Raw genomic sequence first — 14,460 nt, forward strand, 5'->3', positions numbered from 1 at the left:
CAAGACGCTCGACTGGGATACCCCAGCCGAGCGTCTACGTGATCTACTCACCACCTGAAACCAGGCGGTGTTGCGACGACCCCTTGAACCCAAGCAGTCCTGGGGGGCCTCCTCCCGTTTCACCCGACGCACCACCGAGTCCGCCCCGACCAAGAGCGGCGTCATCGGCCTGCTCGCAGCCGCGGCCGGCATCGAACGCGGCGACGACCAACGCCTCGCCCCGCTGGCGGCGCTCCGGTTCGCCGTCCGCATGGACCAGCCCGGCACCCGCATCCGGGACTTCCACACCGCCCACCACGGCGTCACAGGCGCGTCCATGCCGCTGTCCGAACGCTTCTACCTCGCCGACGCCGTCTTCGTCGCCGCCGTCGAGGGCGATCACGCCCTGCTCACCGGTCTGCGCGCTGCTCTGCGCACCCCCGTGTACCCGCCCTACCTCGGCCGGCGCTCGTGCCCGCCCGCCGAACCGGTCGACCTCGCTCTGTACGAGGACACCCGCCTTGAGGACGTACTGGCGAGCGTGCCCTGGCAGGCGTCCGCCTGGTACCGCCGACGGCACCAAACCCCGCAGGCCCTGACCGTGTTGCGCGAGACAGCCTCCGACGAGTCAGCCGCAGCGGCCGACGTCCAGCGTGACCAGCCGGTCACCTTCGACGCCGCCGGCCGGCGGCACGCGCTGCGCACCGTCGTCACCGACTCCGTGTCCACTCCGATCACGTCGGGCAGCGGCGGCCCACAGGAGGCACACGATCCGTTCGCCGTCCTCGAGGCCCTGGAGAATGAGAGCGCCTGATGTTCCTCTCCCGCTTCCGCGTCAACACCGCGCGGCCCGGCGCACGCCGCCTGCTGTCCTCCCCACAGGCCATGCACGCAGCCGTCATGTCGTCCTTCCCGCACATCCTGCCGTCCGACAGCCCGGCGCCCGACGCCCCGCGCGTGCTGTGGCGGCTGGACCAACTCGCCCGCGCGGAAGTGCTGCTGTACGTGGTCAGCCCCGACCGCCCCGACCTGACACATCTGGTCGAGCAGGCAGGATGGCCCGCCGTGGCCGGCCCGGAAAACCCGGGCTGGCAGACCCGGCCCTACGCTCCGCTCCTCGACCGGCTGGCCGCGGGCGAGCGCTGGGCGTTCCGCCTGACCGCCAACCCCGTACACACCATTCGCCGCAAAGAAGGCGAACCCCGCAAACTCACCGCCCACCTCACCCCCGTCCACCAGATGGGCTGGCTGCTCGACGAGAAGCGCCAGGAGCGCTCCGGCTTCCGCGTCTGTGAGAAACCCGTGGACCGGCGGCTCCTGCCCGAGGGCACCACCCACCAGAAGCGGCCTCACCCCGGTGACCGGTACGAGCTGGCCATACGGGACACGCGGTCCCTCTCCTTCGACAAGTCGCGCTCAGCCGGCGGCCGTCGGGACAGGCCGGTCACCGTCGTCACCGTCACCTTCGAAGGACGCCTGGAGGTCACCGACGCCGACCTGCTGCGCCGCACCCTCACTCAGGGCATCGGCCGGGCCAGAGCGTACGGCTGCGGCCTCCTCACCCTGGCGCCGGTCAGGGAGCCCGACCGGCACACCGCATGAGCACGGTCTCACGACGCCCGGCGCTCACCCCCCGGCAACTGACACGCACCGACGAACGTCTCTCCTTCGTCTACCTGGAACGCTGCACGGTCCACCGTGACGCCAACGCGATCACCGTCCAGGACGCGGAAGGCACCACCCACATTCCGTCGGCGACCATCGGCACCCTCCTCCTCGGCCCAGGCACACGCGTCACCCACCAGGCCATGAGCGTGCTCGGCGAGACCGGCGCCGCGGTCTGCTGGGTCGGGGAACACGGCGTGCGCTACTACGCCTCCGGCCGAGCCCTCAACCGCTCCTCCGCCCTCATGGAAGCCCAGGCCCGCCAATGGGCCAACCCCCGCAGCCGCCTCGCCGTGGCACGCGCGATGTACCGGCTCCGCTTCCCCGGCGAGGACCCCGCCGGCCTCACCCGGCACGAACTCCTCGGCCGGGAAGGAAGACGGGTCAAGGACTGCTACCGGGCCCAGGCCGCCCGCACCGGCGTCTCCTGGCGGGGCCGCCGCTACGTCCCCGGCGACTTCACCAGCGGCGACCCGGTCAACCAGGCCATCACCGCCGCCGCCCAGTGCATGTACGGCATCGCCCATGCCGTCGTCACCTCCCTGGGATGCAGCCCGGCACTCGGCTTCGTCCACTCCGGCCACGAGCTGTCATTCGTCCTGGACATCGCCGACCTCTACAAGACCGAGATCGGCATCCCGGTCGCCTTCGATGTCGCCGCACAGGACGAGGAGGACGTCGGCTCCCGCACACGCCGCGCACTACGGGACCGCATCAACGAAACGTCCCTGCTCAACCGGTGCGTCGACGACATCAAACGCCTTCTGATGCCAGAGACGACCGGCCCTTCTGCCCCCGACCGCGATCGGGACGTGGTCACGCTGCAGAGCGACCACGGCCACCAGGTCGCCTCAGGCGTCAACTACGACGGCCCTGACGAGGACTACGGAGACGAACTCTGGTGACCGTCATCGTCCTCACCAACTGCCCCGCCGGACTACGAGGCTTCCTCACACGCTGGCTGCTGGAAATCTCCGCAGGCGTGTTCGTGGGCAACCCCTCGGCCCGCATCCGCGACGTGCTCTGGGAAGAGGTCCAGCAGTACGCAGGCCAGGGCCGCGCGCTGTTGGCCCACACCACGAACAACGAACAGGGCTTCACGTTCCGCACGCACGAGCACGCCTGGCACCCCGTCGACCACGAGGGCGTCACCTTGATCCGTCGCCCCGACCCGAACGCGCCCTCCCGGGGAACTACGACGACGGGACAGGCTCCCCCTCCCGGCTGGAGCAGGGCTGCAAAGCGCAGACGCTTCGGGAGAGGCTGATACAGGTGAAGTCTCTTACACCCCATATGCCGGACTCTGTGAAAGTACTCGAAAACCGCTGCCACCCCGGCTAAAACAGCAGGTCATCCAGTCTGCTCCCCGCACCCGCGGGGATGGTCCCACCTCCGGCGCCACCGGAGACCCCAGTGTGGACTGCTCCCCGCACCCGCGGGGATGGTCCCACCGCGAACGCCTTCCAGATCGAACTGGTCGGCTGCTCCCCGCACCCGCGGGGATGGTCCCGCCTACGGCCTGGTCGTCGCGTGGGGCCCGGACTGCTCCCCGCACCCGCGGGGATGGTCCCTCGACCGGGAGCTTGGCGACGTTGATGTCACCCTGCTCCCCGCACCCGCGGGGATGGTCCCCTAGTGTTGGTGTGCGCCACGCCCGGCGTCCGCTGCTCCCCGCACCCGCGGGGATGGTCCCGCCTCCGCCATGCGGCCGGCCTTGGTGAAGTCCTGCTCCCCGCACCCGCGGGGATGGTCCCGACCGGAGCCAGCGCCTCAGCGCAGGCAATGGCTGCTCCCCGCACCCGCGGGGATGGTCCCGCCTCTGCCTGATCTGACCCGTCCGGCCGCCCCTGCTCCCCGCACCCGCGGGGATGGTCCCAGCGGCCGGTGCGCTTCGGCGACGAGGTCGAGCTGCTCCCCGCACCCGCGGGGATGGTCCAGGAGATGCTCACCGCGGGGGTGGCCCGGGAGGCTGCTCCCCGCACCCGCGGGGATGGTCCCAGGTTCTTCACGGCGTTGATGACGCCGACGGTCTGCTCCCCGCACCCGCGGGGATGGTCCTTCGGCGAGGTGGTCGAAGAACATGCGCTGACTCTGCTCCCCGCACCCGCGGGGATGGTCCTCCCCAGGGCCGGTTTCCGCACCCCTCACCGTCCTGCTCCCCGCACCCGCGGGGATGGTCCCCACGCCTGGGACAACTGCGAGGCGTACACCAACTGCTCCCCGCACCCGCGGGGATGGTCCCGTGATGGACGTCGCGCCCATCGACGGGCTGACCTGCTCCCCGCACCCGCGGGGATGGTCCCCGGGCGGACGGGGTGCGGGTGCCGGTCCTGCCCTGCTCCCCGCACCCGCGGGGATGGTCCCTCAGCCCAGGGGAAACCGTCTCCACCGGGACCCCGGGGGCCGGGGTCCTGCTCCCCGCACCCGCGGGGATGGTCCCGAGCGAAGCGAGTTTGGGCGTGGCCTCCGGCACTGCTCCCCGCACCCGCGGGGATGGTCCCGTGGCGGCCGCCACGACGCCGAACCAGAACAGCTGCTCCCCGCACCCGCGGGGATGGCCCCCGCTGCTCCAGCAGATCCGACCGCAGCGCCGTCTGCTCCCCGCACCCGCGGGGATGGTCCCGCCGAAGCCGAGATGGCGCGCGTGGGCACCAACTGCTCCCCGCACCCGCGGGGATGGTCCCGACGAGCTGGTCAACGACCCCGCATTTCAGCACTGCTCCCCGCACCCGCGGGGATGGTCCCCTCGAAGACCTCAAGAGCCCCGTCGACGTCGACTGCTCCCCGCACCCGCGGGGATGGTCCCAGTTCGACGGCGAGCTGGTCGTTGGTCTTGGGCTGCTCCCCGCACCCCGCGGGGATGGTCCCGTCACGGTCGCTGTGGACGACACGGCGAACGCCTGCTCCCCGCACCCGCGGGGATGGTCCCCCCTGCTCACCGTCCCACAGCCCGCACCGGTCCGGGCCCGGCTGTGCCGGACGGCCGGGCACATGGCCGGGATGACCGCGATCGTCTTACACGACCTGGGTAGCCGCCGGGAGTCCCGTGCCTGGTTCGCCACCGCCGCCCGGGCCGCCACCGAATCCGGTGATCTCCAACTGCACGCCTGGGTCCTCGCTCGGGAGGCGATGGTGCCGCTCAACTACGGCGCACCGAAGGCTGCGGCCGGCCTTGCCGACCAGGCCCGCCACGCTGCCGGGAACCGCCCGACCGCCGCCGCGGTGTTGGCGGCCGCGGTTGCCGCCCGCGCGTATGCCCTCAACCACCAGTCCGAGCAGGCCCGCCAAGCGCTGACCGCCGCCGACACCCTCATGGACGGGCTCCCCGAGAGCGAGCGGTCGGACACCTGGCTGACGTACGGCGAGCAGAAGCACCACGTGCACCTCAGCCACGCCTTCACCACCCTCGGGGACACCGGCCGCGCCCAGGAGAGCCAGCAGCGCGCCCTGGAGCTGTCCGCGCCGACCAGCACCATGACCCGCACCCTGCTGACCATCGACGGCGCCGCCTGTGCCCATCACGACGGCGACACCGAACAGGCGTGCCACCGAGCGGTCGACGCCCTGACGGCGCTGCCGACGGGCTATCGGACCGGCCTGGTCCGCCGCCGCGCCCTGGACCTGTACGAGGCGATCCCCGCCCAGCACCATCAGGAACGCGCCGTCCGTGAACTACGCGACGTCGTAGCTGGCTGACAACGACCGCTGGTGGCTCGCCTCTTAGCTGTTGGTTGAAGGTGGCGTAGCTTCCCTCCTTGGAAGCAGGTACTTAGAGGGTGGTAGTGCCTTGTTTGTCCCTGTGCTGGACGAGGAGGTCGAGCATCTTGTTGAACTCTTCCGGCGGCATCTTGTTGATGAGGTAGTAGGCAGCAGTCTCCCCGTCCCCGTAGGGGAACTTCTTCAGTGCTTGTCGCGCCTGAGACGAAGCTGCTCGCGGCTCCGGAAGGCCTTCCGCAAGTACCGGGGTTGACGCGTCCTCCTTGGGGCCCTGTTCCGAGCCCCGCTCCGTGATTACGGCGTAATCACTTTCAGGAGCTTGGTGTGCTGCCGGGGGCGTCGGAACAAAGCGACCCGGCTCCTCCTTCGTCCGTTCGGCCTGCTTTGCAGCTTCCTTGCGTGCACGTTCGGCCTTGAGCTTGTCGAGGGCAGCCTCTTGCTCCTCGGGCGGCTTGTTGCCGACGGCGCGAAGGAGATCGATGGATTCCTTTCCGATGCGGGCCTGGAGTTCGGGGGTCAGGTTGAGCAGTGCCAGGCGCTGGGAGATCCAGGCTTGGGAACGGTGCAGTCTCTTGGCGAGGGCGCGCTGGCTGCCGTGGATGGCAAGGAGCCGTTGCAGTGCGCGGGCCTCGTCGAGCTCGGGCAGGTCTTGGCGGTGGATGTTGGCTACGAGGGCTGACTCGAGCAGCTCTTCTGAGGTTGATCCTTGGTCGTCGCTGACCATCACCTTGATGGTGGTGAGGTTGGCTTCGCGGGCTGCGGCGAGTCTGCTGCTGCCATCGATGACGACGTGAGTGGTGTCGGGTTCCAGGTCGCCTTGCCGGTCGGGGTTGGCCTTGATGTAGGCGTCACGGTTCATGACTGTGATCGCTTGCTTCTGGCCGTGTGTCTTGAGGCTGCCGGCGAGGTCGGTCAGGTCCCCGAGGGTGGAGCGGGGGTTGTCCGGGTTGAGGCTGATGCGGTCGACGGGGAGTTCGGTAGGTGGTGCAATGCCTTCGGTGGGGACTCCTGTGGCGGCGGCGACCGCTTGGCGGCGGGCGCTTACTGGCCGGGCTCCCCCGCCGAATCGTCCGGCTCCGAGCAGATCGGCCTTGCTCACAGCACCTCCCTGGCCAGTGCGCGCATGGCCACTGCCTGCTGCGACTTCGGGGCGTATGACAGCAGTGGCTGCTTCATGCGGACTGCTTCCTTCTGTTCCTTGAGGTCTCCGATGAGGCCGACGACTCGGGGGTCCTTTATGTCGACCCATCCCTGGAGGGAGGAGGTGGCGATGTAGCCGCGGCGGGAGTCGTAGAGGTTGACGACGATGCCGAGGTACTCGATGTCGACTTGCAGGTCGTTGCGCAGGTCGTCGATCTGGGTGGTGAGGAGCTCGTAGGCATCCGCGGAGCTGTCTTCGGCCTGGACAACGATCAAGGCCCCGGATTGCCCGGGGTTCTCCCCTTCGCGGCGCCGGCTGTAGTAGGCAGCGGCGTCCATGCTGAGGCCGAGGCTGGGCGGGCAGTCGACGATGATTACGTCGTAATCAGCTTCCAGTGGGGCAAGGGCCCGCTCGAGGGCGGCTTCCCTGGCGCGTACGGCGGAGAGCCGCACATCCAGCAGGAATGCGTCGTTGCAGGCGGGTAGGAGATGAAGCCTGCCGGCGAACTTGTCGTCGTCGATGGAGACGATGAGGTCGCGGATGTCGCCCTTGGCGTCTCCGGCCATGTGGTTAGTGAGGCTGTCACCGCCCATGGGTAGAGGGGCGGAGCCTAGTTGATTGGTGAGGTGGCATTGGGGGTCGAAGTCGACCAGGAGGACCTGCATGCCTGGACCGGGGAGGTTCTCGATGTCCAGCGGATTGTCCGCGAGGGTGGCTTCGTCGGTGTTGTGCGATTCGCTCGCGCGGAGTGCTTTGGTGAGTGCTTTAGCGACGCGGACTGGGTGGAGGGTGTTGGGGTCTTCGGCGAGCGCCTCACCGAGACCGGCGGTGATGGCGGTCTTGCCGACGCCGCCCTTCTGGTTGCAGACGATGATGCGGCGGGTGATCTCTGGCCGGGTGACGTCGGGGGCCGGGTTCGTGTCGAGCCACAACTGAACGGACTGGGCTAGCCCCTGGATGAGGGAGACCCGTCGTTCGGCGGCGAGCTGCCGGAATTCGTCCCACTGTCCCGGGGGTAGGAAAGTCGAGAACGAGTCGGCGCCGGCTGTGTCGATGGCCGCGGGCATGGAGGCCAAGCCGCACCAGTCTCTGATGCCTTGCTCGACCGCGGTTTGGATTTCGACGCCGTGTTGCGCTGCTCTCACCTTGAGGCTCTGTCGAAGCCATGCAGGGAGTTTGGAGACGACCTTCTCGCGGTCGTTGGCGGTCGCTGGCGAACTCATGCGGGACACCATACTAACGTCCAAGATCATGTACAGCATAGCCACGTTAGTTAGGTCAGTTTGATGCGGCGAAGGCTCAGCGCGGGTGATTACGACGTAATCACCCGCGCCGCCCAGCACAACTCCGGTGGCCTCCCTCCCCTCCAGCACAGCTCACTCCTTCGTGAACTCCCCTGAAACGCAAAAAGCCCTGCCCCCGGCGAGAGGCCGGGGGCAGGGCTTCGGAGTGGCAGGTGTCAGACCGCCCTCCTGCGCTGTCCAGGAACCCTCGTGGCCTCCCGCCGGGAACCGCTCCAGGACCGTGCAAGCCTGCGTGCTGGTGGTGGCCTTCAGGCGTCGTCGCCGTTCACGCGCTCGTGGATCTCGATGAGGGTGGCGATGGCGTCGGGGTTGTCCGCCTCGCCGACCCACTGCCCGTGCGCGGTGAAGACGGACACCTTCTCGCTGTCGGCGTCGAAGATAACGCAGTAGTCGCCGTAGCGGTCCATCACCATGTCCCCCAAGACCGGGATGAGTCCGGTGTCCAGGACCTCCAGGGCGTCGACGGTGAGCCGGGCGGGTTCGCCGGGTGCCGGCGGCTGGACCAGGGTGCCGGTGACGCGTAGCAGGTCGCCAGCCTGGATGCCGTTCAGTAGCTCGTGGGTGATCCAGGAGTCTCCGCTGGTGCACGTGACGACCGTGTCGGGGGCGTCGTCCTCGAGCGTGCCGATGTCGGCGGGCCGGACGATCAGGTCGAAGGTGGCGGTCCCGGGACGCGGGCCCGGGACGGGTATCGCGTGGACCCAGCCGTCAACGACGCAGTGCTTGGTGTCCATCAGCTGGCCTCCGCCAGGGTCTCGGTGGCACGACGGGTGAGGGCTTGGGTGGTGCGCTGTGCGATGTCCAGCAGCTCGCGGTTGCACCGCTGCTGTTCGGGAGTGAGCGGGCGGGCCTTCGCACCGTGGCGATGCCACAGCGGCGAGGCGGGCGGCTCAGGGTAGGCGAGGGCGTGGTCGACGTCGCGGTCGGTGCTGCTCATGGGGTCCTCCAGGTGGAGGTCAGGCGTGGTCGCCTAGGCCCGCGGACTTGGGCTTCGGCGCGAAGTCGGAGGCGAACCGCCCGAGGCGGGCCTCAACGGGATTGGCGGTGATCCAGCCCTCAGCGCATGCCTTATGCACAGGCTCCCCAGAGTGGGAGCGCATGGGCGTGGGCTGACCGCACAGCGTGCTGGGGAGGTCCTGCCAGCGGTCGAAGTGCTGGCCGTCGCGCCAGACGAGAAGCTCGCCGGGAGCCGGGATCAGGCCCGGCTCGAACGGCGGCTTCTCTTTCTTCGTGCGTCCCCTGCGGTCACGGCCGGAAGGCAGGCAGCTGCTGGAACACGCGCTCCAGCAGGCCCGGCGTCGGCTTCCAGGGCACGACCTGCCCGCGCGCGGGGACGGGCAGGGCGAGCTCCTGGACGTCGGCGAGCACCAGGTGCCAGGCGCCCGGGTGCGCCCACTCCGAGCAGGGCGGCGCTCCTTCGGGGTCCTGGTGGCAGTCGGTGATCCGGGCGATGCCGACCACGGCGCCGGTGACCAGCTGGCGGTCGCGGATTGTGCGACCGATCAACGGGATACGCAGGGCGGGGTGGTCGATGGTCTTGCTCGTGTGCAGCAGCACCCAGCCCGGCCGCCACCGCGCAGGCCGGTTCTCCACCGTCTTGGCACCGGCGAGGATGCAGGCCGCGTAGGGCTGCTTGACGCTGATGCCGCGGATCCAGTCACCCTCAGGTAGACCGCCGAGGGTCGTGCCCGTGTCGGTCAGCGGCGCGGTGTCGGTGGTCAGTCGAAGTGCGCGTTGCCCCTCGGGGGCCTGTCCGCGCGGGGTGGAGTCCATACTGGTCTCCCTCTCGTCTTGTACGGGATGGGCGACCCGGGACGGTCGACGTGGTTACCCGGCCGATGACGGCCGTCCCGGGGCGTAGAACTTGAAGTGGTCCTGGTCGACCATGACCACGGCCGTGCCGTCGCCGTGGCGGGCCAGGAGCCGACGGGCGCGGAGGCACCCGAGTTCGCCTGGGGTGACTGAGGCATGATGAGGTCTCCAATCGGTGGGGGGGGGGGGAGGGCCTCGGTGGGCTACGAATTGCAGGCAGTGATCGCGGGGGACGCGTTGCTGCGTGCCGCGGCACGGGACGTCCCTGGCGCCCGACTGGCGCCTCTCCGGCAGGGTCTGTCACTGATGCCGATGACGGATGAGGTCTTCGACGCCGTCTCGGATGGCAGCACTGCGGGGGCCCTGGGGTTTTGGCGGCTGCCAGGAGGCTTCGAGAGGGTGCTCGCTCAGTGGTCCGCCGCAGGGCCCGTCGCCTATGTCGAGGCTGAGTACTTCGGAGGCGTCGGCGAGCAACGGGCCGCCGTCTGGGCTGACGGGGTACTGGCTCTGGGGCCACTGGATGCGCCGGCGAAGAAGTGGTTTTCGCGAGCAGTCAGCCCGGTCTCGCAGGCTCTTCGACAGCTCGGCGCGAGGAAGAGCCTCGGCGAGGACGAATTCGAGGCCGTAGGACTGGACCGCCATCGAAGCAACGACGACTGGATTCCTTCCAGCACGTCTTGAACTCACGTCAGACGTCGGCGACTTCCGGAATGCCGCAGAGCCCCGCAAGTTGCTGGCCAAACTCGCAGAAACTGCCAGGAACTCGGAGAAGTTGACACGCACGAGGGATAGGCAGAACCAGGGCTCTCACCTGCTCACTTGCACTCTCCACTGCTCCGAAGACCTCCTGGAACCCGCGCGAACTCCAATTGGTAGACGCCCGTCGCTGCGCGGCACCCGCCTCACCTCGGCCCGGCGCTTCTTCCTTGGGCGGGTCATCACCTGTTCCAGGCGCCGGGCAGTCGGCCGGGACGCTGCGGGTAGCGGGGGCCGGGACGCTGCGGTCGGGGCCGACCGATCCGGCGACGCGGGCGGGGGACGAGCATGGCGGTACCTCCAGGCATCGGTGGACAACACTGCGCCCCGCCGATGTCGTGCTGGTGTCGGCGGGGCGCGGTGCGGGCGCGATGGTTAGCTTCGGGCCGGTTCGGTGGGCTGGTGGCCGGGCGTGGACGGCGCGGGAGTGCTGTGTCCCGGGCGGGGATGGGGCGGCTGCTGGTCGGTGGCACCGGGGGAGTGGCTGCCGATCATGTAGCCGATCAGCAGTCCGACGGTGCCGTAGTCCTTGTCCGGTTCGCCGGGCGGGGTCGGCTCCCGCAGCACGCCTATGACGGCCACGTGATCTCCAATCACTGGGGGGAAAGGGGAATGGTCGTGCGTGAGGCCGGACGGCCTGCCAGGTCCTCGCACACACCGCGCGCCGGGGCGGGTGTGTGCGAGGACCTGGCGGAGCATCCGGAGAACACTGATGCCCCGCACCATCAGGAACGGGGCATCAGTACAGGCAGCGAGGGGGGCTAAAGGAGCTTGGAGTAGTACTGCTTGAGTTCCTTGCCGGTTTCGGCGTCGATGGCTGTCCGGTCCGGACGGAACTCGATCGTGCGGCGCGGAGCTCGCGATCCCTCTTCCCACATGGGACCGCCCACCGCGACGGACATCCGGACCGCTTCGTAGCGGTCCTTGACCGGCACCTTGACCTCCAGCCTGATCGGCATGGGGATCTCGCCCGGCTCCAGGGGAGCCGGCTTCTCCTGGGCCGTCTGGTCGGCGGAGTCGATTCGGACGAGCCTCGGGTTCTCTTCCATGTCGACCCGGACCGACAGGATGACCGACTGTCCGTCCTTGCTCCACTCCGCCCTGGCTTTAGTCGTCACTCCGTCAATGTCGACTTCCGTCACTGACAGACCCTCGTAGGCGGCGGCTTGCTCCTGGCGCTCCTGGGCCCGCTTGTCGTCTTCTGCGTTCTGCCACACGACGCCGGCGGCGAGAGCCAGGGCGGCAATCGCTGCGACGTAGGGCCAGGTGCGACGGCGCGGCTTCTCCGACGGTGTGTCATCGACAGGCGGTTCGGGCACGACCGGTAGGGGTCCGCGGTGCCACTGCGGTGACGTGCTGTCGTCGGTCTGCTCGAACCACTCAACGTCCTTCCCCATGCGGGCGACGGTAGCGCGCAGCTGCACCGCCTGGTCCAGGTTCCCGCACAGTTCAGCCACCGTGGCGCGGGTCGACAGCCAGGACAGGGCCTCAACACTGTTGATACCGTGAGCGGTGATGTCCTCGCGCTCACCGAGGGCCGCCAGGTCGGCGGCTTCACCGCAGCGCCCTTCCCGCGCAGCCGCGATGGCGGCGAGGTGGCGGGAGTCTATGACGTTGGGCGGCATCTCCCAGTCCCACTCACCCTCGTCGCACGGGGAGGGCTCGGGCTTGGCGAACAGGTCGTCGGCCAGGTCCTGGTCCTCGTCGCTGCCGACGGCGGGAGCCGCCGCCTCCGCAGCGGTGTCCTGCTCGACGGCAACGGCCAGCGCCTGCTGCGCCTTGCGGCGTCGGGACGAGGTGTCCGTCAGCCTGGCTTCCTCCTCACTGATGACCGTCTGGACGATGTCGACGTAGTCGGGTCCGACCTTCCATACGGCCTGTCCCGGGTCAAGAGCCGGGATCTTGTCGATGGCCCACTGGGGCAGGCTGAGCAGGGCGCCGACGAGGGCCGCCTCCTCGGGACCGAGGCGTCCGATGTGCGCGACCTCGCACAACCGCGCCAGATCCTGCGCAGGCCCGGTCCCGAGGTCGGACAACGTGTGCATCACCACGTCCAGCGACAGCCCGGCCTTGCGCGAGTTTTTCAGCAGTCGCTGGATCAGCTCGCTGGTGGCCGACGACAGCAGGATCTGCCACGCCTCCTCGAGGACCAGGTGGCGGTGTGCGGCCGTCGACTGCCGCAGCCACACGTGCTCTGCCCAGCACGCCACGGCCGCCATCAGCGACGGGATCGCCGGGCTGTTGCGGTCGAGGCGGGAGAAGTCGAAGGAAATGATGGGCAGATCGGTCTCGGGGAGGCTTGCGGTGTCGCCGTCGAACAGGCCGCGCAGCGATCCCTCGGTGTAGCGGGACAGGGCGATGGCCGCGCCCTCGCCCCACTCGGTCAGCTTCTCGACCGGCCAGCGCCCTTCTTCGGGGAGTACCAGGGCGTCCACCAGGCCGTTGAGTGAGGTGGCCTTGGGGTGGTTGAGGGCGTGCTGGAGAGCGTGGGTGGCCTGGTGGGTGAGGGCGGCGGGCTCCACGGCGGCGATGAGCGAGCGCACCAGCTGCTCGCGGACCTCCCGCGGGAACAGGCCGGAGACCGGGTTCAGGGTGAACATGCCGGCCTCGATGACCTGACCGCCGAGCGAGCGGACGAGGGGCGCCCACTCGCCCGCGTCGTCCTCCCCGAAGGAGTCGATGACGACGTACTGGTGACCGTGCTCCAGGATCTCGCGTCGGGCACGCGTCTTCGCCGTCGTCGACTTGCCCGAGCCCAGACCGCCCAGGGCGAGGCTGTTGGTCGACGGCAGCACTCTGTGGTCGGTCAGGACGGGGGAGAGGTGGAAAGGCCGGCCGTCCAGCAGCGACCGCCCGATCGGGATGCCGGGGAAGCGAGTGCTGGAGGCGACGAGCGGCGCCGTAATCGCCGCGTGGCTGGAGGGCAGGCGAATCATCAGAGGATCGCCCCTTTCCGGGTCGAGGCTCCGTGCGGGGTGGTCATCACGTGGGCGCGGTGCTGCTGGCCGGTGAGCCAGTCGAGACGGATACGGTGCCGGTCAGCCATCAGGGATGCCTGCCAGCGGGCGTCGGTGACAGCCTCAGGGCTGTCTCCCCACACGGTCAGGTAGGCGTCGATGTCCACGAGCGTGGCGCCCTGGACGAGCGCGCCGTGCGTCGCGCTGTTGGCGCGGTCGTGGGCGTCGGCCTTGATCTTGTCGATGGTGAAGGCTTCGTCTGCGGCGCGCTGCCACTTGGCGGACCGGCGGGACTGCGCGGCCGGCAGGGGCCGGTACAGGACGGCGAGGGACCGGTCCGTGCCGTGGCCGAGCAACAGCTTCGGCATGAGGTCGCCGTCCGTCTCGTCGGGCCAGGCCGTGATCCGGGCGGTCGTGGCGTAACGGTCGTCGTCCAAGGCAACCCAACCCGGGCCCCGCTCGACCACGGCCGGGGCAGGTTCGGGCTCCACGGGACTGAGGACGCCAAGGCCTGCGAACTCGTGGGCCAGAGTGTCCACGACGCGTGCAGGCTGGCCCACGAGTCCCTTCGGGACATGGACCGAGAGGGTCTGCGTGTGCTCGGTGTACTCGCCGACACGCGTGTGGTGTGCGACGTGCACCTGGATACCCGCAGTGCGGGCCTGCCCCCCGGCAAAGGTGAGGGCCCTGGAGAACGCCTCGTGCCAGGCCGCCCGCAGCTGGGGGTCCTGCATGGTGCCGTGCTCCGGGTACAGCATCCAAGTGGTGGTCGCTCCGGCCTGGGTGGTCATGGCGGCCGGAGCGGTGCGCTCCCGCAGACGCCGGTAACCGACCGCCGCCCACCGGGCGAGCGAGCGCGGTCCCGGCGCCAGATTGAGCAGCGCGGCGGTGGCACCGACCGCGCCGAACGTCCAGATGGGGGGCGGGGTAAGCATCGCCGACATCAGGACGGCGCCCCCGACCCCGGCATTCGCCTTCGTCAGCAGAGTCTCGACAGGGCTCAGACCGCGCTGCACGGCGGGCACACGGTAGCCAGGCGTCAGGGAGTACACGGCATTTCCTCCTCGGTAGATGGGGCGGCCCCGGTGCCCGCCCGCCACCCCAGCGGGGCGGAGCGGGTGGGCACCGG

Annotated in this window: 14 protein-coding genes and 1 CRISPR repeat array; of the genes, 6 read left to right on the forward strand and 8 right to left on the reverse strand. The window is 69.6% G+C overall.

Annotation, left to right across the window (positions count from 1 at the left end; genetic code table 11):
• The first annotated feature begins 70 nt into the window (after positions 1-70).
• The 5 genes from cas5e to ACF1AG_RS31610 all read left to right on the forward strand — a co-directional run bounded on the left by cas5e (position 71) and on the right by ACF1AG_RS31610 (position 5,340).
• Positions 71-793, forward strand: coding sequence for a type I-E CRISPR-associated protein Cas5/CasD (gene cas5e, locus ACF1AG_RS31590; RefSeq protein ID WP_391810780.1), 723 nt, complete (start codon positions 71-73; stop codon positions 791-793).
• Positions 793-1,581, forward strand: a complete 789-nt coding sequence (cas6e, locus tag ACF1AG_RS31595) for a type I-E CRISPR-associated protein Cas6/Cse3/CasE (RefSeq protein ID WP_391810781.1) — start codon at positions 793-795, stop codon at positions 1,579-1,581. Before cas5e ends, cas6e begins: the two co-directional genes overlap by 1 nt.
• On the forward strand, positions 1,578-2,549 hold the full coding sequence (gene cas1e, locus ACF1AG_RS31600; RefSeq protein ID WP_391810782.1) for a type I-E CRISPR-associated endonuclease Cas1e: 972 nt from the start codon (positions 1,578-1,580) through the stop codon (positions 2,547-2,549). The genes cas6e and cas1e overlap by 4 nt, the downstream gene beginning before the upstream one ends.
• Complete coding sequence (gene cas2e, locus ACF1AG_RS31605; protein WP_391810783.1) at positions 2,546-2,911, forward strand: type I-E CRISPR-associated endoribonuclease Cas2e; 366 nt, start codon at positions 2,546-2,548, stop codon at positions 2,909-2,911. Before cas1e ends, cas2e begins: the two co-directional genes overlap by 4 nt.
• A 92-nt stretch (positions 2,912-3,003) precedes the next feature.
• A CRISPR array of direct repeats spans positions 3,004-4,573; the repeat unit is 29 nt; unit sequence CTGCTCCCCGCACCCGCGGGGATGGTCCC.
• Between the two features lie 62 nt (positions 4,574-4,635).
• Positions 4,636-5,340, forward strand: a complete 705-nt coding sequence (locus ACF1AG_RS31610) for a hypothetical protein (protein ID WP_391810784.1) — start codon at positions 4,636-4,638, stop codon at positions 5,338-5,340.
• 73 nt (positions 5,341-5,413) lie between these two features.
• Here the strand turns inward: ACF1AG_RS31610 and ACF1AG_RS31615 are convergent, their stop codons facing one another.
• From ACF1AG_RS31615 to ACF1AG_RS31635, 5 genes are all read right to left on the reverse strand, one after another.
• The gene (locus ACF1AG_RS31615) at positions 5,414-6,460 is read right to left on the reverse strand and encodes a ParB/RepB/Spo0J family partition protein (protein ID WP_391810785.1); all 1,047 of its coding nucleotides are present in this window, start codon (positions 6,458-6,460) and stop codon (positions 5,414-5,416) included.
• Positions 6,457-7,725, reverse strand: coding sequence for a ParA family protein (locus tag ACF1AG_RS31620; RefSeq protein WP_391810786.1), 1,269 nt, complete (start codon positions 7,723-7,725; stop codon positions 6,457-6,459). Before ACF1AG_RS31620 ends, ACF1AG_RS31615 begins: the two co-directional genes overlap by 4 nt.
• Positions 7,726-8,054: 329 nt before the next feature.
• Complete coding sequence (locus tag ACF1AG_RS31625; protein WP_391810787.1) at positions 8,055-8,540, reverse strand: hypothetical protein; 486 nt, start codon at positions 8,538-8,540, stop codon at positions 8,055-8,057.
• Positions 8,540-8,743 (reverse strand): hypothetical protein, encoded by a 204-nt coding sequence (locus ACF1AG_RS31630; protein ID WP_391810788.1) that lies wholly within the window; start codon positions 8,741-8,743, stop codon positions 8,540-8,542. Before ACF1AG_RS31630 ends, ACF1AG_RS31625 begins: the two co-directional genes overlap by 1 nt.
• Positions 8,744-9,051: 308 nt before the next feature.
• A complete protein-coding gene (locus ACF1AG_RS31635) occupies positions 9,052-9,579 on the reverse strand; it encodes a hypothetical protein (RefSeq protein ID WP_391810789.1) in 528 nt (175 codons plus the stop codon).
• A gap of 351 nt (positions 9,580-9,930) precedes the next feature.
• Here ACF1AG_RS31635 and ACF1AG_RS31640 point away from each other — a divergent pair, with 351 nt between their 5' ends.
• Positions 9,931-10,299, forward strand: a complete 369-nt coding sequence (locus ACF1AG_RS31640) for a hypothetical protein (RefSeq protein WP_391810790.1) — start codon at positions 9,931-9,933, stop codon at positions 10,297-10,299.
• A gap of 450 nt (positions 10,300-10,749) precedes the next feature.
• Here ACF1AG_RS31640 and ACF1AG_RS31645 read toward each other — a convergent pair whose 3' ends face one another.
• The 3 genes from ACF1AG_RS31645 to ACF1AG_RS31655 form a co-directional block, all read right to left on the reverse strand.
• Positions 10,750-10,956, reverse strand: coding sequence for a hypothetical protein (locus ACF1AG_RS31645; protein WP_391810791.1), 207 nt, complete (start codon positions 10,954-10,956; stop codon positions 10,750-10,752).
• A gap of 179 nt (positions 10,957-11,135) precedes the next feature.
• Positions 11,136-13,310: a hypothetical protein gene (locus ACF1AG_RS31650; protein WP_391810792.1), complete on the reverse strand. Its 2,175-nt coding sequence runs from the start codon at positions 13,308-13,310 to the stop codon at positions 11,136-11,138.
• Positions 13,310-14,383, reverse strand: a complete 1,074-nt coding sequence (locus ACF1AG_RS31655; protein WP_391810793.1) for a hypothetical protein — start codon at positions 14,381-14,383, stop codon at positions 13,310-13,312. Before ACF1AG_RS31655 ends, ACF1AG_RS31650 begins: the two co-directional genes overlap by 1 nt.
• Positions 14,384-14,460 lie beyond the last annotated feature (77 nt).

This window comes from Streptomyces sp. NPDC014764 (assembly GCF_043082785.1).
GTDB classification, from domain to species: Bacteria; Actinomycetota; Actinomycetes; order Streptomycetales; family Streptomycetaceae; genus Streptomyces; species Streptomyces althioticus.